At 42.4% G+C, this 23,874-nt stretch carries 41 protein-coding genes; 5 read left to right on the top strand and 36 right to left on the bottom strand.

The window, feature by feature from the left end; all coding sequences use genetic code 11:
* Nucleotide 1 precedes the first annotated feature (1 nt).
* Nucleotides 2-892 (bottom strand): L,D-transpeptidase family protein, encoded by an 891-nt coding sequence (locus H8716_RS11075; protein ID WP_249308897.1) that lies wholly within the window; start codon nt 890-892, stop codon nt 2-4.
* Nucleotides 893-1,078: 186 nt separating this feature from the next.
* Nucleotides 1,079-3,169: an elongation factor G gene (locus H8716_RS11080; protein ID WP_249308898.1), complete on the bottom strand. Its 2,091-nt coding sequence runs from the start codon at nt 3,167-3,169 to the stop codon at nt 1,079-1,081.
* Nucleotides 3,170-3,608: 439 nt separating this feature from the next.
* On the opposite strand from H8716_RS11080, the gene H8716_RS11085 reads away from it, so the two are divergent.
* Both H8716_RS11085 and aroA read left to right on the top strand, forming a co-directional pair.
* The gene (locus tag H8716_RS11085; RefSeq protein WP_249308899.1) at nt 3,609-4,709 is read left to right on the top strand and encodes a prephenate dehydrogenase; all 1,101 of its coding nucleotides are present in this window, start codon (nt 3,609-3,611) and stop codon (nt 4,707-4,709) included.
* 58 nt (nt 4,710-4,767) lie between these two features.
* Nucleotides 4,768-6,048, top strand: coding sequence for a 3-phosphoshikimate 1-carboxyvinyltransferase (gene aroA, locus H8716_RS11090; protein WP_249308900.1), 1,281 nt, complete (start codon nt 4,768-4,770; stop codon nt 6,046-6,048).
* Nucleotides 6,049-6,830: 782 nt separating this feature from the next.
* Here the strand turns inward: aroA and H8716_RS11095 are convergent.
* From H8716_RS11095 to H8716_RS11255, 34 genes are all read right to left on the bottom strand, one after another.
* Nucleotides 6,831-7,265: a GIY-YIG nuclease family protein gene (locus H8716_RS11095; protein WP_249308901.1), complete on the bottom strand. Its 435-nt coding sequence runs from the start codon at nt 7,263-7,265 to the stop codon at nt 6,831-6,833.
* A gap of 4 nt (nt 7,266-7,269) precedes the next feature.
* Entirely contained in the window at nt 7,270-7,479 is a 210-nt protein-coding gene (locus H8716_RS11100; RefSeq protein ID WP_249308902.1) for a hypothetical protein, read from the bottom strand.
* Entirely contained in the window at nt 7,472-7,690 is a 219-nt protein-coding gene (locus H8716_RS18070) for a DUF551 domain-containing protein (RefSeq protein WP_408610892.1), read from the bottom strand. Before H8716_RS18070 ends, H8716_RS11100 begins: the two co-directional genes overlap by 8 nt.
* Nucleotides 7,681-8,040 (bottom strand): hypothetical protein, encoded by a 360-nt coding sequence (locus tag H8716_RS11105; protein ID WP_249308903.1) that lies wholly within the window; start codon nt 8,038-8,040, stop codon nt 7,681-7,683. The genes H8716_RS18070 and H8716_RS11105 overlap by 10 nt, the downstream gene beginning before the upstream one ends.
* Nucleotides 8,031-8,777: a hypothetical protein gene (locus H8716_RS11110; RefSeq protein WP_249308904.1), complete on the bottom strand. Its 747-nt coding sequence runs from the start codon at nt 8,775-8,777 to the stop codon at nt 8,031-8,033. Before H8716_RS11110 ends, H8716_RS11105 begins: the two co-directional genes overlap by 10 nt.
* Nucleotides 8,778-8,790: 13 nt before the next feature.
* Complete coding sequence (locus H8716_RS11115; protein ID WP_249308905.1) at nt 8,791-9,816, bottom strand: phosphoadenosine phosphosulfate reductase family protein; 1,026 nt, start codon at nt 9,814-9,816, stop codon at nt 8,791-8,793.
* A gap of 20 nt (nt 9,817-9,836) precedes the next feature.
* Nucleotides 9,837-10,103, bottom strand: a complete 267-nt coding sequence (locus tag H8716_RS11120) for a hypothetical protein (protein ID WP_249308906.1) — start codon at nt 10,101-10,103, stop codon at nt 9,837-9,839.
* A gap of 166 nt (nt 10,104-10,269) precedes the next feature.
* On the bottom strand, nt 10,270-10,509 hold the full coding sequence (locus tag H8716_RS11125; protein WP_249308907.1) for a hypothetical protein: 240 nt from the start codon (nt 10,507-10,509) through the stop codon (nt 10,270-10,272).
* A gap of 2 nt (nt 10,510-10,511) precedes the next feature.
* On the bottom strand, nt 10,512-11,012 hold the full coding sequence (locus H8716_RS11130) for a hypothetical protein (RefSeq protein WP_249308908.1): 501 nt from the start codon (nt 11,010-11,012) through the stop codon (nt 10,512-10,514).
* Nucleotides 11,009-11,302, bottom strand: coding sequence for a hypothetical protein (locus H8716_RS11135; protein ID WP_249308909.1), 294 nt, complete (start codon nt 11,300-11,302; stop codon nt 11,009-11,011). The genes H8716_RS11130 and H8716_RS11135 overlap by 4 nt, the downstream gene beginning before the upstream one ends.
* The gene (locus H8716_RS11140; RefSeq protein ID WP_195978165.1) at nt 11,292-11,561 is read right to left on the bottom strand and encodes a hypothetical protein; all 270 of its coding nucleotides are present in this window, start codon (nt 11,559-11,561) and stop codon (nt 11,292-11,294) included. Before H8716_RS11140 ends, H8716_RS11135 begins: the two co-directional genes overlap by 11 nt.
* Nucleotide 11,562: 1 nt before the next feature.
* The gene (locus H8716_RS11145) at nt 11,563-12,240 is read right to left on the bottom strand and encodes a DUF2786 domain-containing protein (RefSeq protein WP_249308910.1); all 678 of its coding nucleotides are present in this window, start codon (nt 12,238-12,240) and stop codon (nt 11,563-11,565) included.
* A gap of 15 nt (nt 12,241-12,255) precedes the next feature.
* The gene (locus H8716_RS11150; RefSeq protein ID WP_249308911.1) at nt 12,256-12,555 is read right to left on the bottom strand and encodes a hypothetical protein; all 300 of its coding nucleotides are present in this window, start codon (nt 12,553-12,555) and stop codon (nt 12,256-12,258) included.
* Between the two features lie 151 nt (nt 12,556-12,706).
* Nucleotides 12,707-13,153, bottom strand: coding sequence for a single-stranded DNA-binding protein (locus H8716_RS11155; RefSeq protein WP_249308912.1), 447 nt, complete (start codon nt 13,151-13,153; stop codon nt 12,707-12,709).
* Nucleotides 13,146-13,415 (bottom strand): hypothetical protein, encoded by a 270-nt coding sequence (locus H8716_RS11160; RefSeq protein WP_249308913.1) that lies wholly within the window; start codon nt 13,413-13,415, stop codon nt 13,146-13,148. Before H8716_RS11160 ends, H8716_RS11155 begins: the two co-directional genes overlap by 8 nt.
* Nucleotides 13,412-13,780: a DUF551 domain-containing protein gene (locus tag H8716_RS11165; RefSeq protein WP_249308914.1), complete on the bottom strand. Its 369-nt coding sequence runs from the start codon at nt 13,778-13,780 to the stop codon at nt 13,412-13,414. The genes H8716_RS11160 and H8716_RS11165 overlap by 4 nt, the downstream gene beginning before the upstream one ends.
* A 10-nt stretch (nt 13,781-13,790) precedes the next feature.
* Nucleotides 13,791-14,201, bottom strand: a complete 411-nt coding sequence (locus H8716_RS11170) for a hypothetical protein (RefSeq protein WP_249308915.1) — start codon at nt 14,199-14,201, stop codon at nt 13,791-13,793.
* Nucleotide 14,202: 1 nt separating this feature from the next.
* Nucleotides 14,203-14,925, bottom strand: coding sequence for a hypothetical protein (locus H8716_RS11175; RefSeq protein WP_249308916.1), 723 nt, complete (start codon nt 14,923-14,925; stop codon nt 14,203-14,205).
* Nucleotides 14,897-15,562, bottom strand: a complete 666-nt coding sequence (locus H8716_RS11180) for a hypothetical protein (protein WP_249308917.1) — start codon at nt 15,560-15,562, stop codon at nt 14,897-14,899. Before H8716_RS11180 ends, H8716_RS11175 begins: the two co-directional genes overlap by 29 nt.
* Entirely contained in the window at nt 15,555-16,244 is a 690-nt protein-coding gene (locus H8716_RS11185; protein WP_249308918.1) for a hypothetical protein, read from the bottom strand. Before H8716_RS11185 ends, H8716_RS11180 begins: the two co-directional genes overlap by 8 nt.
* A 43-nt stretch (nt 16,245-16,287) precedes the next feature.
* Nucleotides 16,288-17,070, bottom strand: a complete 783-nt coding sequence (locus H8716_RS11190) for a DUF1281 family ferredoxin-like fold protein (protein ID WP_249308919.1) — start codon at nt 17,068-17,070, stop codon at nt 16,288-16,290.
* Entirely contained in the window at nt 17,071-17,274 is a 204-nt protein-coding gene (locus tag H8716_RS11195; protein WP_249308920.1) for a hypothetical protein, read from the bottom strand.
* 103 nt (nt 17,275-17,377) lie between these two features.
* Nucleotides 17,378-17,788 (bottom strand): hypothetical protein, encoded by a 411-nt coding sequence (locus H8716_RS11200; protein WP_249308921.1) that lies wholly within the window; start codon nt 17,786-17,788, stop codon nt 17,378-17,380.
* Nucleotides 17,789-17,800: 12 nt separating this feature from the next.
* On the bottom strand, nt 17,801-18,046 hold the full coding sequence (locus tag H8716_RS11205; RefSeq protein ID WP_249308922.1) for a Lar family restriction alleviation protein: 246 nt from the start codon (nt 18,044-18,046) through the stop codon (nt 17,801-17,803).
* 32 nt (nt 18,047-18,078) lie between these two features.
* Nucleotides 18,079-18,666 carry a hypothetical protein gene (locus tag H8716_RS11210; RefSeq protein ID WP_249308923.1) on the bottom strand — a complete coding sequence of 196 codons (588 nt, stop codon included), beginning with the start codon at nt 18,664-18,666 and terminating at the stop codon, nt 18,079-18,081.
* A 158-nt stretch (nt 18,667-18,824) separates the two neighbouring features.
* Nucleotides 18,825-19,073: a hypothetical protein gene (locus H8716_RS11215; protein ID WP_249308924.1), complete on the bottom strand. Its 249-nt coding sequence runs from the start codon at nt 19,071-19,073 to the stop codon at nt 18,825-18,827.
* A gap of 16 nt (nt 19,074-19,089) precedes the next feature.
* Nucleotides 19,090-19,323, bottom strand: a complete 234-nt coding sequence (locus H8716_RS11220; RefSeq protein ID WP_249308925.1) for a hypothetical protein — start codon at nt 19,321-19,323, stop codon at nt 19,090-19,092.
* A complete protein-coding gene (locus tag H8716_RS11225; RefSeq protein ID WP_249308926.1) occupies nt 19,289-19,666 on the bottom strand; it encodes a hypothetical protein in 378 nt (125 codons plus the stop codon). The genes H8716_RS11220 and H8716_RS11225 overlap by 35 nt, the downstream gene beginning before the upstream one ends.
* On the bottom strand, nt 19,663-19,956 hold the full coding sequence (locus H8716_RS11230) for a hypothetical protein (protein ID WP_249308927.1): 294 nt from the start codon (nt 19,954-19,956) through the stop codon (nt 19,663-19,665). Before H8716_RS11230 ends, H8716_RS11225 begins: the two co-directional genes overlap by 4 nt.
* A 269-nt stretch (nt 19,957-20,225) precedes the next feature.
* Entirely contained in the window at nt 20,226-20,654 is a 429-nt protein-coding gene (locus H8716_RS11235; protein ID WP_249308928.1) for a DUF6291 domain-containing protein, read from the bottom strand.
* Complete coding sequence (locus tag H8716_RS11240; RefSeq protein WP_249308929.1) at nt 20,654-20,842, bottom strand: hypothetical protein; 189 nt, start codon at nt 20,840-20,842, stop codon at nt 20,654-20,656. Before H8716_RS11240 ends, H8716_RS11235 begins: the two co-directional genes overlap by 1 nt.
* A 17-nt stretch (nt 20,843-20,859) precedes the next feature.
* Nucleotides 20,860-21,129 (bottom strand): hypothetical protein, encoded by a 270-nt coding sequence (locus tag H8716_RS11245; protein ID WP_249308930.1) that lies wholly within the window; start codon nt 21,127-21,129, stop codon nt 20,860-20,862.
* Between the two features lie 18 nt (nt 21,130-21,147).
* Entirely contained in the window at nt 21,148-21,342 is a 195-nt protein-coding gene (locus tag H8716_RS11250) for a hypothetical protein (protein ID WP_249308931.1), read from the bottom strand.
* Nucleotides 21,343-21,344: 2 nt separating this feature from the next.
* Nucleotides 21,345-21,698 carry a hypothetical protein gene (locus H8716_RS11255; RefSeq protein ID WP_249308932.1) on the bottom strand — a complete coding sequence of 118 codons (354 nt, stop codon included), beginning with the start codon at nt 21,696-21,698 and terminating at the stop codon, nt 21,345-21,347.
* Nucleotides 21,699-21,882: 184 nt separating this feature from the next.
* On the opposite strand from H8716_RS11255, the gene H8716_RS11260 reads away from it, so the two are divergent.
* The 3 genes from H8716_RS11260 to H8716_RS11270 all read left to right on the top strand — a co-directional run bounded on the left by H8716_RS11260 (nt 21,883) and on the right by H8716_RS11270 (nt 23,729).
* Nucleotides 21,883-22,110, top strand: a complete 228-nt coding sequence (locus H8716_RS11260) for a helix-turn-helix domain-containing protein (protein WP_249308933.1) — start codon at nt 21,883-21,885, stop codon at nt 22,108-22,110.
* Nucleotides 22,111-22,366: 256 nt separating this feature from the next.
* Nucleotides 22,367-22,831 carry a hypothetical protein gene (locus H8716_RS11265; protein WP_249308934.1) on the top strand — a complete coding sequence of 155 codons (465 nt, stop codon included), beginning with the start codon at nt 22,367-22,369 and terminating at the stop codon, nt 22,829-22,831.
* Between the two features lie 31 nt (nt 22,832-22,862).
* The gene (locus tag H8716_RS11270) at nt 22,863-23,729 is read left to right on the top strand and encodes a DUF5655 domain-containing protein (protein ID WP_249308935.1); all 867 of its coding nucleotides are present in this window, start codon (nt 22,863-22,865) and stop codon (nt 23,727-23,729) included.
* The last annotated feature ends 145 nt before the right edge of the window (nt 23,730-23,874 follow it).

Below are 23,874 nucleotides of genomic sequence, written 5' to 3' on the forward strand. Positions count from 1 at the left end.
ATTACTCATCTTCCGAATCTGAATAATAACAGATCACCGGAAATCCTTTCTCTATCTTTTCGTATATCTTCTCTGCTTTATCCAGAGGCAGATTAATGCAGCCATGTGACCCGCGGGTATAACAGAGATCCCCTCCAAAAGCTGGCTGCCAGGTGGCATCATGCAGTCCGATTCCACCGTTAAACGGCATCCAGTAGGTAACCGGCGAAGCATAGTCAGCTCCCCTGAGTACCGCTGGTGACTGCTTATATTTTACACAGAAAATTCCTCCTGGCGTCTGTCGGTCTGTGTTCATTAACCCAGAAACTATATCCGTACGTACCGTCACTTTGCCTTCTTCATACAGCCATAGTACCTGACGGCTCAGATCTATCTCCACATAAGAATCCCCATAGTCTCTTGCAGGATTATAACGCACTGCTGCTTCTGTCAGAAAATGAAGCGGATGTACCGTTGTTCCATTTCTTCGCAGGAGCTTTGAGATCTCTTTCACCTCTTTGTCCCGATCCAGTCTCCATCCATAATCACCCGTCAAGTGAATGATTTTCTTTCCTGTTGTCTCAAACACCTTTGTGCGGTCCCAGGTGTCAAAATGCTTCTGAAGGCTCTCTATGTATTCTGCAATCCTGGCGTCATCTATATCCCAGTGTCCATCCGGCCAGTATCGCACCCAGTCTACAACATCCTGTGCAGTCAGAACCACTCTGCTCTTCCCAAATTTATAAATAATCTTCATATTTTCATAGGTGCCCCCAAGTTCATAGGGATTCACTGTTTTCTTCTGTTCTGTCTCAAGTTGTTGTCTCTGTTCATACAAAGTATTACCGCCTGTTGCCACCGTACCGGCCGTCAGCACGACCGCAACAGCCGCTGCCATCACTAAATGAAACATTCTGATGTCACCCTTCTTTTTTACTCTTTTTCTATTCTATCCTATCCCGTTGGGAAAAGCTATCTATTTCTTTTCAAATTGTGTCGCCAAATACTTATGTCTGAGCATACAAAAACTCCGCGGTCAAATAACTGCCGCGAAGTTTTTGCTTTATTCTCAAGATCTCATTATCAAATAATACAGAACTTAATCCTCCAGTGTATTTACTTTGCTCGCTCTTGCTTCCACTTCTTTTGCCTGAATATCAGAAGGTGCCTGTTCATATCTTGCAAATTCATATGCAAATATTCCTGCTCCTCCTGTCATAGAACGAAGCTGTGTAGAATATCCATACAGTTCCATCATAGGAATATCTGCTTCAATAATCTGACTGCCTTTATGATCCGGATTCATACCAAGTACACGGCCTCTGCGCTTATTCAGATCACCCATAACATCACCTGTGAATTTATCCGGAACGGTAACTTTCAGGGACGCGATCGGCTCAAGAAGTACCGGTGATGCTTCCATGAAGCCCTTCTTGAACGCCTGCATAGCAGCTGTCTTGAATGCCATTTCAGAAGAGTCTACCGGATGGTAAGATCCATCATAAAGAGTTGCCTTCACACCTACTACCGGATATGCTGCCAGAGGTCCTCTCTGTACTGATTCCTGGATACCCTTTTCTACTGCCGGGAAGTAGTTCTTCGGAACTGCACCGCCGACTACTACCTGTTCGAAGACATATGGAGTCTCCATATCTCCGGAATTGGCAAATCTCATCTTAACATGACCATACTGTCCATGACCACCAGACTGTTTCTTATACTTAGCTTCTACATCTGAGTTCTTACGAATGGTCTCACGGAATGCTACCTTTGGTCTTGCCAGTTCAATTTCCACCTTATACTTGGTAAGAAGTTTACTTGCAATAATATCAATATGCTGATCTCCCATACCGTAGATCAGTGTCTGTCTGTTCTCAGCATCATTGACAGCTTTCATAGTCAGGTCTTCCAGCATCATCTTAGCCAGTGCCTGTGCCACTTTATCTTCTTCACCTTTATTCTTTGCGAAATATCTCTTATATGTATACGGTGTGGAAGTATCAATTCCTGCATACTGAATCGGTGTATTCTTAGTTGCCAGAGAATCGCCTGTTCTGGTAACATTCAGCTTGCCGATAGCACCGATATCACCTGCATGTAATTCCGCGATCTCGATTGGCTTGCTGCCTTCCATTACATACAGCTTGTTTAACTTCACTTCTTCGTTTCTGTTTACATTATAAAGGAGGTCATCATTCTTGATAACACCGGACGCTACTTTTACCAGTGAATATTTTCCAATAAACGGATCCACAATGGTCTTGAATACAAATGCAGATTTTGCTTTTGCAAAGTCATAATTTGCTTCATAGATCTCGCTGGTCTTCATATTGATACCTGCGATCTTTCTCTTATCCGGGCTTGGGAAATACTGTACGATATCATCCAACAGATTAATAACACCCTGGAAATTCACAGGTGAACCCATTGCTACCGGTACGATAGACCCGTCATCAACGTTCATGGTCAGTGCAGCCATGATCTCTGCCGGTGAGAATTCTTCTCCAGCAAAATAACGGTCCATGAATTCTTCTGATGTCTCTGCTACTGCTTCCAGAAGATTCTCTCTGTACTTCTCCAGATATTCCATAGAATAATCCGGAATATCACACGGCTCCTTCTCGCCCTTCTCCAGCCAGCGTCTTCCTTCCTGTCTTACTACGTTAACGTAACCGACAAACTTCTCATTCTCACGAATCGGGAGATGGATTGGTGCGATCTTCTTTCCATATAACTCCGTCAGATCCTCTACTACCTGACGGAAGCTTGCATTGTCCACATCCATATTGGATACGAAGAACATACGAGGCAGCTTATACTTCTCACATAAATCCCATGCCTTCTGTGTACCAACTTCAACTCCGTTCTTGCCATTGATTACGATTACTGCTGCATCTGCTGCTGCTGCCGCTTCTTCTGCTTCTCCAACGAAATCAAAGTAGCCTGGTGTATCCAGCACATTTACTTTGATGTCACCCCAGATAATCGGCATTACGGTTGTATTAATTGAGAATTTCCTCTTAATCTCTTCTTTATCATAATCGCTTACAGTATTTCCCTCAGAAACACTTCCCATTCTGCTGGTAACACCTGATAAATAAGCCATTGCTTCTACCAAACTTGTTTTTCCTGATCCGCCATGTCCTAAGATTACCACGTTACGAATCCTGTCTGTTGTATAAACCTTCATATGCCTTCCTCCAGTTCTAGTTTATTGAGATGCGAATCATCTCACTATGAAGAATTAATTATGCTTTTCAGCACCATGGGTATATTTTACTAAATATTTTTAAAACTTTCAAGCAATTTATTCATTTTTACCATATTATTTTTTCATTTTTTCAACAACTATGTTAGTATTTTCCAAATTTTGTGTTCAATTCATACAATTTAATATATATGATTACTGTTTCAAAAGGTCTGATCCTGCCTATACCTGCACAATGATGTGGGATGACCTTGTGACACACCCCGATATGAACATTCACGATTTATTATTTTAATATTTTTACACTTTAAAGCGTAAAATCGTTGACATCCATTCCTGCCAATAGTAGAATGAATACTACCGGGTTCAGAATACCTCCCGGAATATTACATTTATATTACAGAAAGGAACGAACCATTCCATGAAACAACCACTTACCATTGGCTTTATCGGACTGGGACTGATCGGCGGTTCCATCGCAAAAGCCATCAGATACTATTACCCGGACACTACGATTCTTGCCCATACCAGAAGCCATATCACTCTTGATTATGCTATCAAAGAGCAGATCATTGATATTGCCTGTGAGCAGGTGGATGAACGTTTTTCAGACTGTGATTATATCTTTTTATGTGCGCCGGTGGAAGCCAATGCATCCTATCTCCAGACTCTGAAAACTCTGATCAGACCAGGATGTATCATTACTGATGCAGGCAGCACCAAGACGGATATTCATACTCATGTAGCCGAACTTGGTCTGGAATCCCAGTTTATTGGAGGTCATCCAATGGCTGGATCTGAAAAAACCGGCATTAACAATGCCAAACGTCATCTTCTGGAGAATGCTTACTATATTATTACACCTACTTCCCAGGTCTCACAGGAATCCGTGGAAGCTTATGTAGAACTGGTTCGAAGCCTGAAAGCACTTCCACTGGTTCTGGACTATCATGAACATGATTTTGTAACAGGCGCCATCAGCCACCTGCCACATCTGATTGCCGCCGCTCTGGTGAATCTGGTGCACAATGAGGATACTCCTTCTGAGACTATGCGTATGGTAGCAGCCGGTGGCTTTAAGGATATTACCCGAATTGCTTCCTCATCCCCTGAGATGTGGGAACAGATCTGTATGACAAACTCAGAAAATATCCTGAAAGTACTGGATGATTATATCCGTAATCTGGAAGATATCCGTGTTGCTCTGGCGCAGAAAAACGGTTCTGCCATCAACACCCTCTTCCGCGAATCCAGAGATTACCGTAATTCTTTCTCTGATCTGTCCGCCGGACCAATCAAGAAAAATCACCGTCTTTATTGCGATCTAGTTGACGAGGCAGGTGGTATCGCTATTTTGTCTACGATTCTTGCAAGCAGAGGCATTACGTTGAAAAATATCGGAATCGTCCATAACAGAGAATTTGAAGATGCGGTTCTGTTGGTGGAATTCTATGATGCCGAATCTAAAATACGGGCTGCAGAAGAACTGCGCAGATACCGATATACGGTGTATGAGGTTTAGATTTTTATATCTGTTTTGAAATTACCATATTAATTATATTTTGAATCGAGGGTCTATTATGATTTTTCATAAAGTAACATCTTTAAAAGGCGAAGTGACAATCCCGGGAGACAAATCTATCTCCCACCGGGCAGTCATGTTTGGTTCTCTGGCTGAAGGTACCACAGAGGTAACCAACTTTTTACAGGGAGCAGATTGTCTCTCTACTATCTCCTGTTTCCGCAAGCTGGGTATCGAGATTGAAAATACCCCAGACCGAATTCTGATTCACGGCAAAGGACTCCATGGTCTGAGCGAACCCACGGATACACTGGATACCGGAAACAGTGGTACTACCACTCGCCTGATCTCTGGTATTCTGGCCGGTCAGCCTTTTACCACTGTCCTGAATGGAGATGCTTCCATTCAGACCAGACCAATGAAACGAATCATAACACCGTTATCTATGATGGGCGCAGATATTACCAGTCTAAAAGGAAACGACTGTGCACCTCTTCGTATCTGCGGCAGCCAGCTTCACGGTATTACCTACCAGTCTCCGGTTGCTTCCGCCCAGGTAAAATCCTGTGTACTCCTTGCCGGGCTGTATGCTGATGCACCTACCAGCGTGGCAGAACCGATTCTTTCCCGCAATCACACAGAACTGATGCTCACTGGATTCGGTGCAAAGGTTACTTCATCTGGTACAACCGCAACCATCGAACCAGAACCAGACTTAAAAGGCATGAAGATTGAAATCCCAGGTGACATCTCTTCTGCTGCCTATTTTATTGCTGCAGGACTGATCATCCCGAATTCTGAAATTCTGGTCAAAAATGTAGGCATCAACCCAACCAGAGATGGTATTTTAAGAGTTGCAAAAGAAATGGGCGGTGACATTACAATTCTGAATGAAAAGATCAGTGGCGGGGAACCCACCTGCGATCTACTAGTTCGAAGCAGTTCTTTGAAGGGTGTTACCGTTGGCGGAGAAATTATCCCGACGTTAATTGATGAGATCCCAATGATTGCTGTAATGGCCTGCTTCGCAGAAGGTACTACCATCATCAAAGATGCGCAGGAACTGAAGGTAAAAGAAAGCAACCGTATTGACACGGTTGTCACGAACCTAAAAGCTATGGGTGCCCATATCGAAGCTACCGATGATGGCATGATCATTGAAGGCGGATATCCTCTTCACGGCGCAGTGATCGACAGTCATCTGGATCACCGTATTGCCATGAGCTTCGCTGTCGGGGCACTGGGTGCAGATGGCGAAACCACCATAGAAGGAGCTGATTGCGTAAAAATCAGCTATCCGGAATTCTATGAATCACTGAAAAGTCTGATACAACAATAGATAATTATAAAATCCAAGTGATCATGTTCCTCGGCTTTTTCCATGTTTAATCCCGATGTTTTGTTGCATCATTTTTCACTTTGTGATATTCTATTCAAACAGTTGGAAGGATGCGATACCACTCGTTTCTGAGTCTTGCAGAAAAGAGTGGGGCTTATGAGTACATATGAAGAATTCATGGTTATTTTGACAACAGGATTATTCATCATCGAAATTCTAAATCTGAAAAGTAAGAAATAGCATCCCCGCTCTGACAAAGTAGGATGCTATTTCTCTAATTTCTATTAATGCCAGAAACGGATAGGTTTCAGCTATCGTTCCGACTGTCTTGTGTTATTATTATATTCTTGTCGGCTATATTTGTCAATCCAAGAATTCCATTACAATATCAGCATGGCATCCGGCATGATTCTTTTTACAATCAAAAACTTACTTATATAAGGTAGGTTCTCGATCAAAAAATATCGGCTTAATGCCGATGCCTATTAAAATTCCCTGTTGTGTAATGCTATTTTATCACAGCAGGGAATTTTTTCAATGTTTTATTTCATTTTTTGCCAGCCCGTATTGCGTATAATTTCGTTCCGCATGTCCTGTAACACACTTATGATTCTCTCAATATCATACAAATCATCAATCACTATAGAACAGCTTTTAAGTCGTTCTGTTCCACTTCTCTCACGCAGTGTTCGTGCCACATAACACCTATATTCCATTTCGTATCCACAATGTTTGACTTTTAAAATATCTACTCTTTCGCCATTTATATTCATTTTGTCACCTCATTCACAAAACAGATCTGTAATTCCGCCTGCCTCTGCTGCTCGCTGATTTCTTATCCTGTTCCATACTTCCGTATCTTTTGTGCCCGGCACACTTATCTCTCGCTTCCATTCTTCCCAGTTCGCTGGAACAAATTCTTTCCAGTCTGCTTCTGGAAGTGTTATTGTCAGATCATCGTGTGCTTTATCGTCAACATTCAGTGGTGGCTTATACTTATTGATAAAATATATCTCATACAGGAACATATCTGCTTCCGTCTGAAACTCTGCATATTCTATCTTTGTGACATTATGTATGCTGATTGCTCTGTGCATAGGTTTCTGGAACATATGTCCCCTGATCCTTGCTTGAAGCGGCTGCTTTGTTCTCCCGAGATATGCCATACATTCGCCATACCATATCCGGTACAATATAAAGCCTTTAGGGCTTGCCATATCTCTACCTCCACAGCCGATCATAAATCCAATCAGCTAAATTCAGCATCAATATTCCCGGTAGCAGCATCATTGTTATCACAAACACGAAAAACGCTGCCATAATAGTTGCCAAGAATTCTCCTTTTCTGGTCTTTTCGCACCATTCAACACATGGGCACATTTTATCAGGCGCATAGCAAATACCGTCACATTTTTCTTCCTGCTTATCCATTTTCTTTTTCCTCCTTGTAGCATTCCGGCAGTGGCATCCAAGCGTTCACATATAAATCGTACTCAATAAAACTCTCGTCCTCGTCACCGATTCTAAACGTGCCACCGCCATCTCCATCAACTTTATATCTTCCGATCATCGGAAATGAGCAGTTTTTGAATGATACTAAAATAAGCTTATCTGGCTCTGGCAGTCTTTCTGTTACCAGAATCCAATGATTTTTTGCTCTAGCTGTTCTGCCTCGTTTACAATTTCAATCGCTCTGTCGATTGCAACTTTTTCACCCATTTCTCCAGTTTCACATTGTGAAGTATATTTGCACAATAAACATGACATATTCTTGCAAATATCTTCCTCTTTCAGTTCTTCTAATTGGTCTATAATCTTATCAGTATCAAATGCTGTTGGCTGTTCTTCTACTGCTTTCATGCAACACTGAATCGTAGAATATACTGCGCTTGATATTCTTCTTTCACCTGCACTTTCTCTTTCGTCCGGTGCTTCTGTCAGTGCATAATCGTTCAAATGCAAAATTAGTTTGTCCGCATCAATTAGTCGCATAATATTCCCCCTTCTCCAACTATCGGCGTACCATCCATCTTATAAATCCATTCAGGATGCCCTGCTTTTTCATTCAGTTCGTCGCAAATATTCTGGCACTCTTCTTTGCTGTCATATAAGGCATAGTCAATCCATTCCTCTTCATGCCGTTTTAATTTCTCCATTACCTTTTTATTATTTCCGTCACATATTGTGAAATATCCATCTGAAATAGTATAATATTTTTCTCCATCGGAAGAAGTGCACTGTTTATACCATCCCATCAGCCCATTCCTATCAGAAATTTCATACAATGCACGCGGAGCCGGGAAAAACAACCGTCGGCTTTTTGTATTGCACTTGCAGCTATCTTCAACCACTCTCCCAGACGGAAGTGTTATCTTTATGTGTCTGGAATCATCGCACATATCGCATTTAACTCCATATGCCAATTCCCAGTCCACTTTCCAGCGTATTACTTTGTGATCTTTCATCAAATCGCTAAATCTGGCTATTCTTGCATCATATTCTGCGTTTGCAATAATCCGATCACATTCTGATTTTTTTCTTTCATAATCTCTCTTTACGCTCTCAAAATGTTCCTTAATCCCCTGAAGCTTCTTATTTTCCTCCTGCAACCGGTTCATTTCTTCCAGAACTTCTTTTCTTATCGAGCTACGAATCGCTGATTGCAACGCTTCAATTTCATCTGCATATTGGCTGCTTTCGTAAAACTCCTGATCTTCCCAATCGTACATATAGTCTTTCCTCCTATGCTAAAAAATCCATTATATTCATTTGTCCGTTCTGTTCCCACGTTTCGGTCTCTATTCCGCATGTTTCCAATGCATCCTGATACCTTACTCCGTTATTTTTCAGTTCCATGCAGATCTTATAATGTTTTGGGTGCGTCATTGCCATTCGCTGGAATCTATTCGGACACTTTTCTATATGTGCGCCAAAAGCACAGAACATGCAGCCAGTACGCTGTTCGCCTGTGGTGTAGTATATGCCGCTTGGTGTTTGCTTTATATCGCCATATACAGAACATATCTCAACATCATTTTCCACTATGTATCTAAGTACGTCCTGCCTTGTCCATGGACCGAGGGGCTGGCTCTTGATTGTTTTTCCATCATATACATTGCAGCCAGTATGAGCATATTGGTGTTCACGTCTGAAACCCTCGTCCTGTGTTGTCCCTATATATGGCACCCGCCCGGTTCTTTTCACATAATCTTTAAATGGTCCTTTCTTGGTAATGTCACAGCACTGTTCGCTAATGTCAAATTTTGTATCCAGTAAAAATCTCCACTTTTTAGGGAGCATACCGAACTTTCCTCTTTCATCGCCATTCAGCAAATAGTTTCTGTATCTGTCTGATAGATTCCCATGCCGCAGTTTTCTTATCTTTGGCGCGGTCTCTTTGCTGATTAAAGGAAATCCGTATTTCTCAACTACCTGTTTAAATGTAACTCTGCTTCCATCTTTCCATTTGGGATAGATTTCGGCAAATTCTCCGCTGGCCCGACGTGCAAATCTTACTATCTCAGGAAATTCCAAACCAGTATTTGAGAATACTGCCGGAACTTCCTGCCCTACGGTTTTTCTTATCATATGCAGTAATGCTGTGCTGTCCAAACCGCCAGAATAGCTCAAATACACTTGACCGCCCCAGTTGTCATACCATTCCTCAATGCGCTTTCGTGAGAGACGCAACTTAGTTTCATAGGGCAGATATTTTCTCTGTGCAAACTGCCAATCATTTAATTTCAGATCGTCTTCCTGTATGAACATCTTTTTCTCCTGTCTCTGCTTTACCACTCGATATGCTCTGTTCTCTGCCATACACCATCAATATATCCGGTAGGTTTGATTCTGTATCCGTAGCTTTCAAATCTTTCTCTGACCTCCTTGTAAAAAGGAGCCTCGGAGTAGCTATCTTTTGAACAAGCAAAATAGCATTCATGCAGTCCCTGTTCTGAAGCTCTCTTAATATTCCTGTTGATATTTTCAATAATTTTGCTGACTTTTTCCGCTCTGTCATTTCTCATATTTTTTGTAATCATCATTGGCTCTGTCATGCTTCATTCTCCTTTTCTGTTTCTGGTATCCAGTAATAAGGACAGTCCTCTGCATATTCGTGCCCATCTTTTTCTCCACACTGACTATTGCAGCTTTCATTCTCCGGGCAGCATATGCAGCAATCATCATGTCCGCAAAACTCCGATGGTAAAGCGCATTTTCCTGTCATTTCTCTATCTCGCTTTCTGGATCAATCTCTATTGCATAATCAAAGAGCCAGCGGAACGCTTCCAAAATCGTAGCTTTTGTAATGCCATTATGTGTCGGCATATCCAGCACAGCCCAAATCGCCCGAAGCTTTTCGTCCTCGCTGTACTTGTCACTCTTGATCTGCTGGAAAACAGCGCACGCCTTCCCTATGGTTATTCCGTATTCTTGCACATCTCTTTTTTCGCTCTCATTCATTTTCATTCCTCCATAATCTCATTTGCTCTATCGCTTTGGTTTCGGTCAATATAATATCCATACAGAAAGTCCTGCTGTGCTTTCGTGTATCGTTTCGTTGGGTCTTTAGTTGGAATAGCGATACCCTGTGCCGGGTTATGAAGCAGCACCCAGCCTCTCTGCGTCAAATAATCTCCCGAATTATAAAACTCGCTTTCCAGCCACTCATCATCAGTCATATGCTCGCGCATATAATCATCAGCCCATTTGGTATGTTCTCCCCACTCCACTTCATGGAATGTGCCGTCCGGCTCCAGCCAACCATAGTCAGCCGTTTCGTGTGATTCGTTGTCAGTGGCTCTATCCAAAAATTCTCGCAGAATTGTCGGCATCGTATCTTTTGGTGCTTCTCCTATTGATTGCAGAAAATTGTTTCTCTGAGAATCATACATTGCTTCCAGTGCCGCAGAATATTTTCCCTTATAAGCAGCCACTTGATCTTCCAGAAGTTTATTTTTCTTCATAATTTCCGCAATTTTTCCGAACATATCCCAATCGCCAGGCTCTTCCCCGGCTGGAAAAATAGCAAGGCACATGAACCGTCTCTGGGATTTCCTCTAAACTCTGCCCTGCCAAGCAGCACGTCTTCCGCCTGCCTGTCAATCTCTGCCTCTGCCTGATCTGTTCCACACATAAAACCACGCATAAGTTCAACAATGTGTTTCGGATCTTTTCCCTCAGAAAAGACCTGCTGCCGAACAAACGCAGTCAGCCATGCGCCCTCTATGCCAAACCTTAAAGTTTTACCTTCCATCTTCGTTGCCTCCTGTCTTTCCCTCCAAAATATCAGCTACCTTATCCAACCATTCGCAGCCATCATCAATGCAAGTCTCATATTTACTCTGATAATACGGACAGCCGATCCAGTTATTTTCCTTGTTTGCTTCTCCGCAGCACATGTATGCAGCTTTCACGTCGAATCTGTTTTTGTAGTTATATACATCAGCATAGCAGTCTCCCATACAGCTCTGGCTTCCGAGACACCGCAGGGCTTTTATCATTTCTTTGTCCATGCTATGCCTCCAGCTTTTTTGTCGGATCAAATTTCTTTCCATCCGTGTACCCAATGCCAAAAGCGTTAGCGTCAAGTTTGCTGCCGGCATTTTTGTTGAAGTTTTCGTGCTTGAAATCTTTTATATGTTCTGTAACTTCTTGTGGCGTAACCATTACCAGTCCCCAGCCTTTTTCCTCGTTTTCTTTCTTCTGTTTTTCAAAGGCTTCCTGTGCGCCGACCATAAATCCGTAACCATAACCGTCGCACAGCTTCTTGCGGTATTGAGCGCTATAGCAGCCATTCTCTTTCTTGATTTCTTTCAGCTTTGATTCCACGCAGTTCACAGCGTATCGAAACACCTGCTCGCAGATCTGCACGTCTTCCTCGAATCCAACGAACCCGATTGTTCTGAGCTGTTTTCCACTGTATTTGTTATTAAAGGCTTTGCAACAATAATTTTCTCCGATAACTGTACTCAGTGGAATGATCCAAGGATTGTGTCTCGTGCTTGCCTGCATACCTTCCAGCAGGACTTCTTTAACTTCTTTCTTTCCTACGTCCTTTACGTCCAGTTCAGAAAGTTTGTGCTCTGCCATCAGCTCTTTTGCTTTCAACAATGCTGCTTTGGCTTCATGCTCATTCGGGCTTTCTGCCAGTGCCAGTAGTTTCTTAATCTTCTCTCTGTAATCTTTTTCCATGCCAGTTCCCCTCTCTCAAAACATTCCAGCCAGTTCACTTGCAACAAAATCTTCAAGCTGGTAGCAATACTCTTCCAGATACTCATTTCTGGCTTCTTTGTCTTTCCAGTTTTCTCTTGAAAGTCCAATGCTGTCGATCAGCAGGTAGCCGCTTTCATCAATGTCCCATAAAGGCTTACCGAATTTTGCTATCCATTCCTCATTGTCTTTCTTTTCCTGTGCTGTTGCCTTGGCCACATACTCTACGATTGCATGTTCGTAATCATATCTGAAGCACTTACCGTTATACTTGTAGATACCAGATTTCTTTCTCATGCCTTGTACCCTCCTTTGTTTTATCTGTATCTACTCTAGCATACATATGTAAGTTTGTAAATAGATAAAACGCATTTTTGTGAGTTATTTACAAACATTTGTGAGTAAATCAAAAGCCGCTGCATACACAACGGCTATGATTTCTTCATGTTTAATTAAAAGGCAGTTCTTCATCAATTCCATCCGGGATCTGCATAAATCCATCTTTATCAGTGGGCATTGGTGGCGGTGGCTGCTGCCGGTTTCCGGCGCTGGTCTGCGAATTATTCTGACTCGCTGCTTTGCTCTCTGCAAACTCCTGATCTTCCACAACAACCTCCGTCGTATATACCTTCTGTCCTTCCCGATTGGTGTAGCTTCCGGTCTGGATTCTACCTGTGACTACGATTTTGGTTCCCTGTCTCAGATACTTTTCCGCAAATTCTCCGCCTTTTCCAAACGCAACACAGCCAATGAAGTCCGCAGACGCTTCATTGTCCTTATGAAATCTTCGATCAACCGCCAAAGTATATCTCGCTATCGCAAGCGCATTTTCGCCGGAAGAATACCGGACCTCTGGATCTCTGGTAAGTCGTCCCATCAAAATAACCTTATTCATCTTTGAAATTCCTCCTGTTAAAATCTTCTTTCGTCCATCCGATCTGTTCGATCACGCTATTTGCGTCGCCCAGATAGCCACTGGCCTCTTCCAGCATTTCTATGTAATTCTGCATTTCTTCTCCCTTGTCACCATCTCGGAAATTATCTGGAAGATTGTCATAGCTTTCCTCTTCCTCAGATTTTACCTCTTCCAAAATATCCATTGCTTCCGTTACAAGATCAAATGCTTTACCTAATCTCTTTCTTCTCTGCTTATTCACTTTTCTACCTCCACATACGGTTCCGGCAATTCTCGCCATGCAACTACCTCATAATCTTTCACGGGATAGCTCTGTGTGGCAATATCATAAGTCTTCAGGAACCAGCACCCATTATCCTGCGATCCAAGAATATAGGTTTCGCCTCCTGCAATGGTCTTGTCTCTGGCCCAGCATAAAACCGTCTTAAATTTCTCTGGCAGCTTATCTTTTGTCGCAATCCACCCAGAAAGATTTAGATTTGTGAGAATTGCTCTTATCTTTTCGTTTTCCTGTTCATCTCTGCAATGAATTGTAATGTCCCAAGTATCGTCGTATTTCTCCCATTCCCCAGCTTCATTGCATACCAATTTGATTCCGTCGCACATACCAACCACCTCACTCAAAGTACATATTCACTCGGAATTTCCAGCAATGCAGGAACATCATTTTGAATCGCTCCAGCATATTGTACGGTTTCATGTCGCCATAGTTATGTCCCGGCATATCCATTTTCAGATCTTTGATTGCCTTATAGATTCTTTTGCATTCCTTCGGTGTCAGTTTTCCGTCACAGTCCGAATGAAACAGCAATATGTCTAAATCCGGATTGCACAGCTCATTGTATCTTGCAATTTCCGTATCTGTTAATTTCGGATAAAGCGGTATCGCTGATTTGAAATATTTTTCATATATCTCTCCCATTTCTTGATTGTATGCTGTTGCCAATTTCATAAGAAATACGCCATATGTAATATATCCGCAATTATAAGTATCTCGCATTCCCGGAATTCTGATTGTCAGTCCCATGCTATGCCTCCTCTCGCAGCCATTTCAGTAAATCGCCATAGCTATCATAGATTTCCTCTTCTTCATTTCTGTCAATATTGTAAATTGATTTATACGGTTCATCGTCTTTCTCAAAGCAGCACATATTACTCAGCCAGTCTGCCAGCTCTTCATCTGTCATGGATCTGATTCGGTCGGCATTCGTCTTTACATCCACTTTTCCCAGCGGATCACTTCCGTTTTTCAGATAATCTTCCGCCACCGCATACGTCATATGACCCTGTGCTGTCATTTTTTCAGTAATGATGTGCATTATATTTTGCCCGACAGTCTCCTCGATCACAATATATTCTTCGCCATTTTTCTTGACAACAGCAACATCTTCATCTGTGACACCGCACTTCACAAAAAATTCCTGCAGGTCACGATTCAATTCTTTCATACTGCCGCATTTGCTTTTCATGTTCACGATGTTTTCTTTTTTTGCCAGATACACCGCATACGCTCCAATATTCTTCTCAATAGTTTTTTCTGCTCCCTGTTTCAATGCACACTCTGTACACAATGCAGAAGCCCCCTGTGCCTTTACCACGTCCAGCAGGGGCATTTCCCAGCACTCCCTTCCACAATTAGGACATGTGGTTAACTTCCAACCTTCTCGCCCCTCTGGGACGTTTCTACGGAGCGGCATACACGCCACCCCGCCTCGGTCATTTTTATTTCTCGGACTTATTTTCAGATCCATCGTTATCTCCTTTCGTACCATTTGCCATCATAAACAGTTCCTTGTAAACATCACGTTCTGCTTCCAGTCGGATAATGCTGGTCTTCAACTTTTCTACATTCTCCTGCGGCACTTCCGGCTGCATATCGTCCAGTTTCTTGCAGCAATTCGCAACCTGCTTGCACAACATTTCCAGTTCTTCCGGCACCGTAGATTCGCTGCCCTGTGGAACATATTCTGGTGTCGGTGCTGTTTCCCGGTCAATTACCAATCCCATAGCTTTTGCAATGCTGGCCTGAATATCTGTAAATTCCTGATCCTTAATAGTTTTCACATAACCGCTGATCTTGTCATAGTAAACATATGCCGGTCTGCCAGCGTCCGCATACATTACAGATCTGCCAATAACCTTGATGTTATTTTCCTTGTACTTCTTGTCTCTCAGCAGCAAAGCGGTAGCATAATCTTCATGGCATTTCAACAGCAAGAAGTCCTGTGCGCCATTTGTGCATTCAACAGTTACGATGTCTTTCTCTAAAAATTCTCCCTTGTTCATGGTGTAGCCCCCCCCTGTTGGATTTTTCATTGTATTTTTGATTGCCTTATAAGCAGTTTCATCATAATAGCCAGAGCCATTTTTTCTCAGATCATCAATCATCTTTCATTTTCTCTTTTCTCAGTTTTTCCATCAGTTCCTCTGCTTTGGTATATGGAATCAGCGGATCATTCTCTGTAAAGTCTGGTGCAAACTCTTCATATCCTGTCGGTGTACATTCATCATTGGAAACCTCTATGTATCTCGTAGAGCTGCACCAGCTTCCAACCAGATTAAAATTCTCTCCATTTCTTCTACTGTAATCGCCGCCACCTCTGTCATTTCCCATTGCCAGCAGCAAGCCCAGCGGCGCAACGCTTGAAAGAACAGGTTTCTTTGCTTCGTCGTCCCACCACACCCATTCAACCGGGCATTTACTCAGATCAATAAACTGCTTCTTGCGGTGGTTATAAATTCTCTTCCAGTCATGGAACTCTGCGTCCACTTCCTCTGTAATATCCTTGAAATTCTCTGTTGCATAGCCATATACATTATCAGTTCCAAGTTTATCCGCCATTTCCTTGTATTCAGCGAACCAATTTTCATTGCTATATTCCAGATCCGCATAATCTCCAACCACATACACCCTGTCGCCCTTCCAGCTTCCAGCGATCAAGTTCATAAGAGCGCAGGCCATGCCAGCTCTGCAATACGACCATTCCATCAACTTTGCGCCGCAATCCAGCGGCCAAGGCTCTACAAATTCTCTTTTATCAAAATTTACCAGCTTATAATACTGTCCCATAGTTTTCTCCTTTCTTTAATTGCCTCCTGCGTGATCTTTGCAATCATACTGTACCCAAACTGCACCCTGTGCAACCTTTACAGTCATGCTGTACCCAGTTACCGTTCTCGTCCTTGTGGTAGCATTTTGACATTTCACCCCAGCACAACTCATAGCAGCTATAGGCTTCTTTTGAGCAATTTTCATAATATCCAACTGATTCCTCTGCCTCTTTGCCGTTCTCAAAAATTCTGTACCCGGTATTGTTTCCGGTATCTTCATCAGCCCACCAATGCTCAATCTTTATTCCCGGATACATTTCTGCCAGCTTTCTGATTACCGGTTCTGGATTCGCCCATGCTGTGCTGAACTTAATACAGTCCGTTCCTTCTGTCTCGTTGTCGTAAGCGTTCCATTTTGTATCCCAGTTTGCAATGCACCAGTCATACCATGAGGCGTAGCCATAATTTTCGAGATTTTCCACATAGGTTTTTCCATCCTCATACATTTTCTTGCGCTTTGACTCTGTTTCATCAAACGCTTGCTCCATAACCCTGTTGAACATCCTCTGAATCCATTCTTCGCTTCCAAACATGTTGTTTGCGATTATTTTTGCGATCACAGCTTTCTTCTCTGCTGAAACTCTGCTTACTGGCACTGTACATCTATCAGTTAAATAATAGATTGCATAGTCGTCTACCATAGACCCACTATCCATATTCAGACTCTCTGGCATTGGAATCATTTTATTGAAATCAAATCCCTTGCTTCCGTCGTCATATGTTCGGAATAATGGAAACTCTGTTATTCCCTGCATTTTAATTACATTTCTTACATGATTTGGCATTTATTCTTCATCCTCCCTTGTCCAATATCCAACTTTATTTCCATTGAGATCCATAATTGATCCAGACTCTTTTCCTTCTCGCAGCTCTGCCGCTACTTTTCTCATGATTCTTGAAATTTCAATTCCTTCAAAAGCCTTATCTTCGCCGCCGGTTTCTGGATCTTTAAATGCAGCACCGTCGGTTTCAATCTCCATTCTGAACATGTTCGCCCTCCCTTCTGCTCGTTTTTGTATGCTTATACAGCTATTTCAGCTTACATTTGTAAGTCATTGCCGTAAAAAAATAGACCGCTGCATTACTTCGGTATTACCATGTTCTTTCAAGCCCTCCGGCTACTGTTCTTTTTATTCCAATGCTGCCAAATTCGCTGCAATCGTCTGCGTCCATATTTTTTACATACACCAACTGCTGGCCTGCCATCAAATCATCATTATCCAGTGTCCATTCGCCCACATCAGCTCCAACATACAGGATATTGTACAACATTCCTATGCTCGTCGGAGTTTTAATCAAGTGATACACTATCTTGTTATGGTCTTTTTCAAACCTTTTTACAATCTGCTGTTCTTCGTCCGTCAGCCAGTAAAGCAGTCCCGGTCCTTCGGATCTGTTCAGCTTGCCTTCCTCTTTGAACTCACGCACCACATTCGGGTGCAGTCCCCATTTCAGCAGTCTGCGGACCGCTTCCTCTTTCATCTTCTTTCTGCTTGTTTCCATCTGTTCTGCCTCCTAAAATGTATTGTTTAAAGTATAAAAGTAACCTCGGTTCCATACCTTTGCAATATGTTCTATTCTTTCATCAATAGTCTTGTCGTCCAGCACTTCCACTTCTTCTAAATGATAACTGCAACTTTCACACCCAATCATAAAATTGCCATCGGGTTTAATTTCAAAATGTGCAGCTCCTCCGCAGAATTCGCACCGATGTAATTTTGAATCGTCAAAAATGATTCGTTTGAAGTGACCGCAACTCATATATCAGCACCTCTTTCTGTTGTCAATGCAGCTTACGCCGCCTTGACAACATTTCTTAATGATTTCAGAAATTCTTTCCACTTTGCTTCATGGATAATATCGTCATCCTCACCTTTTCCGGTTTCTACAATGAAGCCATTACCAATTCTGCACCAGTAGCCCTCGTCGTCCTTTCGGAGCATTAAGATTGCCGGCTGCTTTTTCTTTGGGATATATCCCATAAGCCACATATTGATCTCCGGCTCTTCAGCAGATTCTTCTGCTGCCGCCTCGCTGGTTTCCGCTTCAGTAATTTCTTCCTTTTCCTCTTCGGAAACAACTTCCTGCGTTTCTTCCTCAATGACTTCCGGCTGCTCTGTCACCTGCTGTTCCGCTGCCTGTTCTTCGACAACTTCGCTGGTTTCTGCCGTTTCAGTAGCTTCATTGACTTCATGCACATAAGCTCTGGCTGCTGAAATACATTTCTTCTTGTTCTCGCCAGTAACCACCTGCTCGCCATCCGGCGTTTTTGCTGCCCAGTAAGAAACAATGCCGTTCTTGTCCGCTGCTGTGTTTTCAGGATCATAGTTTTCAACCTTTTCAAAAGTCATATCCTTAAATCTTAATGTTGTATTTGCCATGCTCGTATCCTCCTTGTAAAAGCTCTCTTGTTTTTATCTGTCTCTATTCTAGCTTACATATGTAAGTTTGTCAATACTTTTCACATACTTTTTTAAGTTATTTTTGTGAATTTACTTACATTTGTTGGTCGTACAAGCATAGCAAATACAGCCTGCATTTATGCCAGCAATTTCCTTCTTATCGTGCAGCGAAGATCAGGGCCATCTTCCGGCGAAATCTGAACCAACTCCCAGTCACAATCGCTCGGATCGAAACTAACATAGCCGTCCGCCGATACCGACAATGAAATTGTCTTTTCCACGCCATGCTTTACCAGCAGCTCGCGAATCTCTGCAATGTGAGGCCACAGATCCTTGCACAGTGCTTCCATTTCCTGTTCATTAATTTTTTTCTTTTCTTCTGCCATAGTCTTTTCCTCCTTGTTATGCCATTATTGGCTCTCTATGCTTTTCCATTCTAACATCTGCTCTTCCTGCCAAATTTTCTCGATATTCACGCAGACTTCTCTTTGCATCCTCCCGGGTATATTCGCTGTTTTCACACTCCCAGCCATATCCCCAGTTTGTCATAATGTCCCATCTGTCCTTGGTCTTCCGCTTATACGCCATGGCTTTTCCCTTTCTAATCTCCAATATAGTTGTATTCTTCGTAGCCATCTTCATAAATTGCTACATCATGGTACGGTTCAGTTCGCCATCCTACGATTTCACCATGCAATTTTTCTGCAGGTGTTTTATGATCTTTTGTCGGAATTATAGTTCCATCCATAAAGCCCAAAGCAATGTCATGATCCGACATCCCTTGCTTTTCCGCTTCATCTTCTGTTATCGGCACCTCGGATTCGCACTGGATTCCCATAGATTCCATGCACTCCAATCTCGTCAGCTCGTCGTAAGCAATTTCAAGATCCGCATCAACATTAAAGCCCTGCTGCTTTTTCTCATGCAGCATCTCAATTTTCTTCTGCTGCTTTCTTTTCTTTCTTCCTACTTCCGTCATACTGCCTCCCCATGTCTGTGAATAGCATAAACAATAACCTGATTTGCTTTTCCGGTAACTCTTTCAAATTCTGCATCGTCCATTGGTATCATGTAGAGCTGCACAGCTACCAGCGTATCGCCAGAATAAATTTTGCAGCCATAGAGAACGTGCTGTGCGCCGGTTTCTCTTAATAGCTTTGCCGCTCTTTTCCCTCTTTCCACAAGAATCGCCTGTGCAGCCTTTGTGCTTGATACACACCGTCCAACAACTCGGTGGTCTTCATAAAACTGCATTGATACCAGTGCCATTTCCTATATCCTCCTTCCGTTTATTTCTATCTCTACTCTAGCATACATTTGTAAGTTTGTAAATAGAAATAACTTACTTTTGTGATTTATTTTTGATTTATAGCTTACACAGGTAAGTTGATCTCCTTATCCGTTTCGGTATCTGTATCTTTATCTGTCACCGTGTCTGTATCTGTTTCCGTATCCGTATCGGGTTTTTTGGGTTTTCGGAAATATCCCAGAAAACCGAGTGGTTTTTCAGCCGTATAAATCATACCGTCCGGTTTTTCTTATCCAACTTCCTGCAAGGTCAGCAAATAGCTTTTCTCTGGTATATTTACTGCTTTCGGTATATCGTTGCCACTGTCAGTTGCCATCTGCGCTGTAGTTGCGCCACAGTCCACAGGAACGCTCTTTTCTGCATTTGTGGTCTCTAATACCCCTTCAATCTTTTTCGCTCCCTTGCGTGGTCTGCCGCCTTTCATGCCGTTCTTTCTGTTCTGCTCGCAGCGGCGCTCATATTTCTCACAATCATAATCCATCTGCTGCCTGATAAACAGGAACGCAATCTGTTCCATGCCGCTGAGGTTCTTTGGCTCCTCGCCGTTCTTATAATTCACCAATGCCTTAAACAATCTGCCTGCCTCGCTGTCGGTCAGTGCGTTAACCTGTTCTGCATAGCTACCATAAATCTTGAAAGCACTTTTCTTATCTACCATCAGCCATTCTCCTTTCCGCTATGCGTTTTCTCGTAGGCCTGTACCGCTGCTGTCACAAATTCCTGCTGATCTGATTCGCAGAACGTATCATAAATGCACCAAACCAGATCCTGTACACCAAACATTTTTACCATAGCCCCCAGCACACACTCTGCGCCCTCCGGGCTCTTCATCAACATTTCCAGCATCCTTTGTCTCCTTTCAATCAAGCAATTCTGTCTTTATGTTTGCTAAAGTCAACGCTTTCTTTATCCCATCCCCAATTCGCTTTTTCTCTTTCACGAATATATTCCTGCTGCACTAAAATTTCTGTCATTACCTGATTTATAATGCTTTCGCCAGCAATTCCCTTAATCTCCTCGTAAATCCCTGTCGCCACAAGGTACATCATGTTGTCAAGTGACTTTTGGTTGTTTCTGTATTTTTCTCTTGTCTGTGCTACTGTAATTGTATTCAGTGATTCTGGCTTTTTCATTGTTCGCAGCCCCTTTCTTTATCGCAAAATTGTTACCTTGCACTTGTTGCAAGCTCCATCTAAATCCGCTTCTACCATTTTTTCCGCAACGTACTCAAGAATCTGATCCTGAAACCAATTACCTTTAGCCAGTAATGTGCCATCTTTGTAAATCTTAATCTCCGTTTTATCATTGACCGCTGCAATAACCCGTCTCATTGTCATAACTGCCATTGCTAACTCCTTTCTGAGAAGCAGCTCTTACCTGCCTCTCCAACCTTTCTTGCACTTACTTTCTTCATAGCCTTGTAAATCATCTCGTCGCTTACGTCTCTATGAATTTTGCTCCAAAGCATGTATACCATTTCAAATACTGTTTCGTCGCTTCCTTCATACATTACAGTAACGCAATACTCTCTGCCTGATTTCTCGATGGCTTCAACCTCCTGCGTACCGGTCAGTGAAAAGCAATGTGACACTCCAAACTCATTGAGCATTTCATCTAATTTCTCCAGCTTTTCTTCTGTGCATTCCTGCACGTCCTCACGGTTTGTAATATTTAAGTAGCAATCATAAATTCTTAATTTCATGTTCATGTCCTCCTGTTCTTTATATCTCTACTCTACACTAGATTGAGTGCCGAGTCCATAGGTGACATGCACAAAGTTAAGTGTCTAAACTTGTCAAAATTATACACTTGTTTGAGTGCATATTTTGTGTTAGAATCTGTATTATAGAAAAGTCATTCATTCAGATTGAAGGGAGAAAATCGCCATGATAAGCTATCAGAAACTTTTTGATAAATTGAGAGAAGAAGGCTGGTCTTTCTACCGGGTGCGCCAAGAGAAACTGATCGGGCAGGGAACTCTTACTCGCCTGCGGAATCAGTCCGGCGGACTTGACAGCAAGACTCTGAATAAAATCTGTCGGACATTTAATTGCCAGCCTGGGGACCTTATGGAATATATTCCAGACGAAGGCAGCGAATCTGATTCAGAATAATATGTGCTTTTCTCCTTGTAGAGTTTCTGTTTTTGGGATATGATGATAGAAAAAAGTGAACTCACAAAGGAGAGAGTGTATGAAAAAAATATCACATTTTATTTTACCCCCCCCCCGGAAATTTTTGCACAATTCTCTGAATATAGCAAAAATTTCCCTGTGTCTCTGTTTTGCTGGCTGTTCAACGGTATTGGCTGAACCCGCCGCTGAAATATCCCAGATTGATTCCTTTCGAGGGTATGACTGGGGAACAACATTGGACGATATAAAGAGCAAAGAAATCACATCAGATATGCTGGAATACAGAGATTATAGAATTGATGAAGTAGGAAGTGTGGATGGACTTACAGACCTGTGTATATGCAATGGTTCTGTGGATACATACGATACCAACGTTGAATATCTGTTTCTGAACGATAAGCTGGTGTCGGGCGGATATGATATGGATATTGACGATTCCAATTATGAGGATATATGCGATGGAATCTCGGAAAAGTATGGAAATCCAGATATTGAGAAGTCGTCAACCGGTTGGGGCGGCTGCTCTATGTGGATTGACGATAGCCAGAATGTGATTCTTGTCTCAGAAATGTTAGGACTCTTGTACTTCCAGAATGATGAATCCATAATAGATCTGTTTTCGGAAAGTTTGGAGAAATTCCACGAAATTGATATTGATAGAGAATTGCAGAAAGCCGGTGATGGATATGTCGGATATTAAACTCTTTTCCGTCAACCCTGAGGTCCGGCAAATGGTTGCTTCAGAAGTGCTTCTTGAAAGAGAATTGCAGACTTTGATTGAAAATAACATGGACACATTCTTTGGTGTGCGTTTTCTAAAAAGTGAATACGTCATTACAAATGGCAGAATGGATAGTATAGGCATAGATGAAAATAATTGCCCGGTCATATTTGAATATAAGCGAAGTAGTAATGAAAATGTCATAAATCAGGGGCTTTTCTATTTGGACTGGTTGCTGGATCACAAGGCAGATTTTCAACTCCTTGTTGCGGATATTCTCGGACAGGATACTGCCACTTCCATAGACTGGTCAATGCCATGTGTGATCTGTATTGCAAGTGGCTTCACAAAATATGATCTCCACGCCGTAAATCAAATGCAGCGCAATATCAAATTGGTGCGATATCAGAAATACGGAAATGATCTGGTTTTGTTTGAACATCTGAACGCTCCTGCTGTGCCGCCTATTCCGCTCAACAATTCGGATTTTCCGAACAGTTCCGCTGCCAAGAAGTCAGGCGATCAGAAAACACATCTGGAAAAGCTGTCTGCTGCGCCGCGCGAATTGCAGGATATATACCGCTCTCTTTGTGACTACATAGAATCTCTTGGGGACGATATTGTTCCGAACCAGTTAAAATTATATCTCGCGTACCGCAAGACAAAGAACATTATCTGCATTGAGATTTTTAGGAAAATGATCCTGCTGCACCTTAAAATAAATCCAGATGATATAGAGCTGGAAGAAGGATTTACCAGAGATATGAGAAACATTGGACATTATGGAACCGGTGACCTGCAGGTTACGATCAGAACGGCAAAAGACTATGAAAAGGCAAAGCCACTTTTAAATCTTGCATATAATGCAGCGCAATAATTGCTTTCTGTATCTGTATCTTTGTCTGTATCCTTTTCTGTATCCGTATCTGTATCGGGTTTTTTGGGTTTTTTGAATTATCCAAGAAAACCGAACGGTTATCACAACGTCAAAAGCCCCCGGAAGCACATTGCCTCCGGGGTAC

Origin of the sequence: Jingyaoa shaoxingensis (assembly GCF_014385005.1) — a bacterium.
Lineage (GTDB): Bacteria > Bacillota > Clostridia > Lachnospirales > Lachnospiraceae > Marvinbryantia > Marvinbryantia shaoxingensis.

Bases quoted from the DNA above. Each gene is read 5' to 3' on its own strand.
- H8716_RS11075 (WP_249308897.1), bottom strand. From the start codon at position 892: ATGTTTCATTTAGTGATGGCAGCGGCTGTTGCGGTCGTGCTGACGGCC.
- H8716_RS11080 (WP_249308898.1), bottom strand. From the start codon at position 3,169: ATGAAGGTTTATACAACAGACAGGATTCGTAACGTGGTAATCTTAGGA.
- H8716_RS11085 (WP_249308899.1), top strand. From the start codon at position 3,609: ATGAAACAACCACTTACCATTGGCTTTATCGGACTGGGACTGATCGGC.
- aroA (WP_249308900.1), top strand. From the start codon at position 4,768: ATGATTTTTCATAAAGTAACATCTTTAAAAGGCGAAGTGACAATCCCG.
- H8716_RS11095 (WP_249308901.1), bottom strand. From the start codon at position 7,265: ATGGCAAGCCCTAAAGGCTTTATATTGTACCGGATATGGTATGGCGAA.
- H8716_RS11100 (WP_249308902.1), bottom strand. From the start codon at position 7,479: ATGGATAAGCAGGAAGAAAAATGTGACGGTATTTGCTATGCGCCTGAT.
- H8716_RS11105 (WP_249308903.1), bottom strand. From the start codon at position 8,040: ATGCGACTAATTGATGCGGACAAACTAATTTTGCATTTGAACGATTAT.
- H8716_RS11110 (WP_249308904.1), bottom strand. From the start codon at position 8,777: ATGTACGATTGGGAAGATCAGGAGTTTTACGAAAGCAGCCAATATGCA.
- H8716_RS11115 (WP_249308905.1), bottom strand. From the start codon at position 9,816: ATGTTCATACAGGAAGACGATCTGAAATTAAATGATTGGCAGTTTGCA.
- H8716_RS11120 (WP_249308906.1), bottom strand. From the start codon at position 10,103: ATGACAGAGCCAATGATGATTACAAAAAATATGAGAAATGACAGAGCG.
- H8716_RS11125 (WP_249308907.1), bottom strand. From the start codon at position 10,509: ATGAATGAGAGCGAAAAAAGAGATGTGCAAGAATACGGAATAACCATA.
- H8716_RS11130 (WP_249308908.1), bottom strand. From the start codon at position 11,012: ATGAAGAAAAATAAACTTCTGGAAGATCAAGTGGCTGCTTATAAGGGA.
- H8716_RS11135 (WP_249308909.1), bottom strand. From the start codon at position 11,302: ATGGAAGGTAAAACTTTAAGGTTTGGCATAGAGGGCGCATGGCTGACT.
- H8716_RS11140 (WP_195978165.1), bottom strand. From the start codon at position 11,561: ATGGACAAAGAAATGATAAAAGCCCTGCGGTGTCTCGGAAGCCAGAGC.
- H8716_RS11145 (WP_249308910.1), bottom strand. From the start codon at position 12,240: ATGGAAAAAGATTACAGAGAGAAGATTAAGAAACTACTGGCACTGGCA.
- H8716_RS11150 (WP_249308911.1), bottom strand. From the start codon at position 12,555: ATGAGAAAGAAATCTGGTATCTACAAGTATAACGGTAAGTGCTTCAGA.
- H8716_RS11155 (WP_249308912.1), bottom strand. From the start codon at position 13,153: ATGAATAAGGTTATTTTGATGGGACGACTTACCAGAGATCCAGAGGTC.
- H8716_RS11165 (WP_249308914.1), bottom strand. From the start codon at position 13,780: ATGTGCGACGGAATCAAATTGGTATGCAATGAAGCTGGGGAATGGGAG.
- H8716_RS11170 (WP_249308915.1), bottom strand. From the start codon at position 14,201: ATGGGACTGACAATCAGAATTCCGGGAATGCGAGATACTTATAATTGC.
- H8716_RS11175 (WP_249308916.1), bottom strand. From the start codon at position 14,925: ATGGATCTGAAAATAAGTCCGAGAAATAAAAATGACCGAGGCGGGGTG.
- H8716_RS11180 (WP_249308917.1), bottom strand. From the start codon at position 15,562: ATGATTGATGATCTGAGAAAAAATGGCTCTGGCTATTATGATGAAACT.
- H8716_RS11185 (WP_249308918.1), bottom strand. From the start codon at position 16,244: ATGGGACAGTATTATAAGCTGGTAAATTTTGATAAAAGAGAATTTGTA.
- H8716_RS11190 (WP_249308919.1), bottom strand. From the start codon at position 17,070: ATGCCAAATCATGTAAGAAATGTAATTAAAATGCAGGGAATAACAGAG.
- H8716_RS11195 (WP_249308920.1), bottom strand. From the start codon at position 17,274: ATGTTCAGAATGGAGATTGAAACCGACGGTGCTGCATTTAAAGATCCA.
- H8716_RS11200 (WP_249308921.1), bottom strand. From the start codon at position 17,788: ATGGAAACAAGCAGAAAGAAGATGAAAGAGGAAGCGGTCCGCAGACTG.
- H8716_RS11205 (WP_249308922.1), bottom strand. From the start codon at position 18,046: ATGAGTTGCGGTCACTTCAAACGAATCATTTTTGACGATTCAAAATTA.
- H8716_RS11210 (WP_249308923.1), bottom strand. From the start codon at position 18,666: ATGGCAAATACAACATTAAGATTTAAGGATATGACTTTTGAAAAGGTT.
- H8716_RS11215 (WP_249308924.1), bottom strand. From the start codon at position 19,073: ATGGCAGAAGAAAAGAAAAAAATTAATGAACAGGAAATGGAAGCACTG.
- H8716_RS11220 (WP_249308925.1), bottom strand. From the start codon at position 19,323: ATGGCTACGAAGAATACAACTATATTGGAGATTAGAAAGGGAAAAGCC.
- H8716_RS11225 (WP_249308926.1), bottom strand. From the start codon at position 19,666: ATGACGGAAGTAGGAAGAAAGAAAAGAAAGCAGCAGAAGAAAATTGAG.
- H8716_RS11230 (WP_249308927.1), bottom strand. From the start codon at position 19,956: ATGGCACTGGTATCAATGCAGTTTTATGAAGACCACCGAGTTGTTGGA.
- H8716_RS11235 (WP_249308928.1), bottom strand. From the start codon at position 20,654: ATGGTAGATAAGAAAAGTGCTTTCAAGATTTATGGTAGCTATGCAGAA.
- H8716_RS11240 (WP_249308929.1), bottom strand. From the start codon at position 20,842: ATGCTGGAAATGTTGATGAAGAGCCCGGAGGGCGCAGAGTGTGTGCTG.
- H8716_RS11245 (WP_249308930.1), bottom strand. From the start codon at position 21,129: ATGAAAAAGCCAGAATCACTGAATACAATTACAGTAGCACAGACAAGA.
- H8716_RS11250 (WP_249308931.1), bottom strand. From the start codon at position 21,342: ATGGCAGTTATGACAATGAGACGGGTTATTGCAGCGGTCAATGATAAA.
- H8716_RS11255 (WP_249308932.1), bottom strand. From the start codon at position 21,698: ATGAAATTAAGAATTTATGATTGCTACTTAAATATTACAAACCGTGAG.
- H8716_RS11260 (WP_249308933.1), top strand. From the start codon at position 21,883: ATGATAAGCTATCAGAAACTTTTTGATAAATTGAGAGAAGAAGGCTGG.
- H8716_RS11270 (WP_249308935.1), top strand. From the start codon at position 22,863: ATGGTTGCTTCAGAAGTGCTTCTTGAAAGAGAATTGCAGACTTTGATT.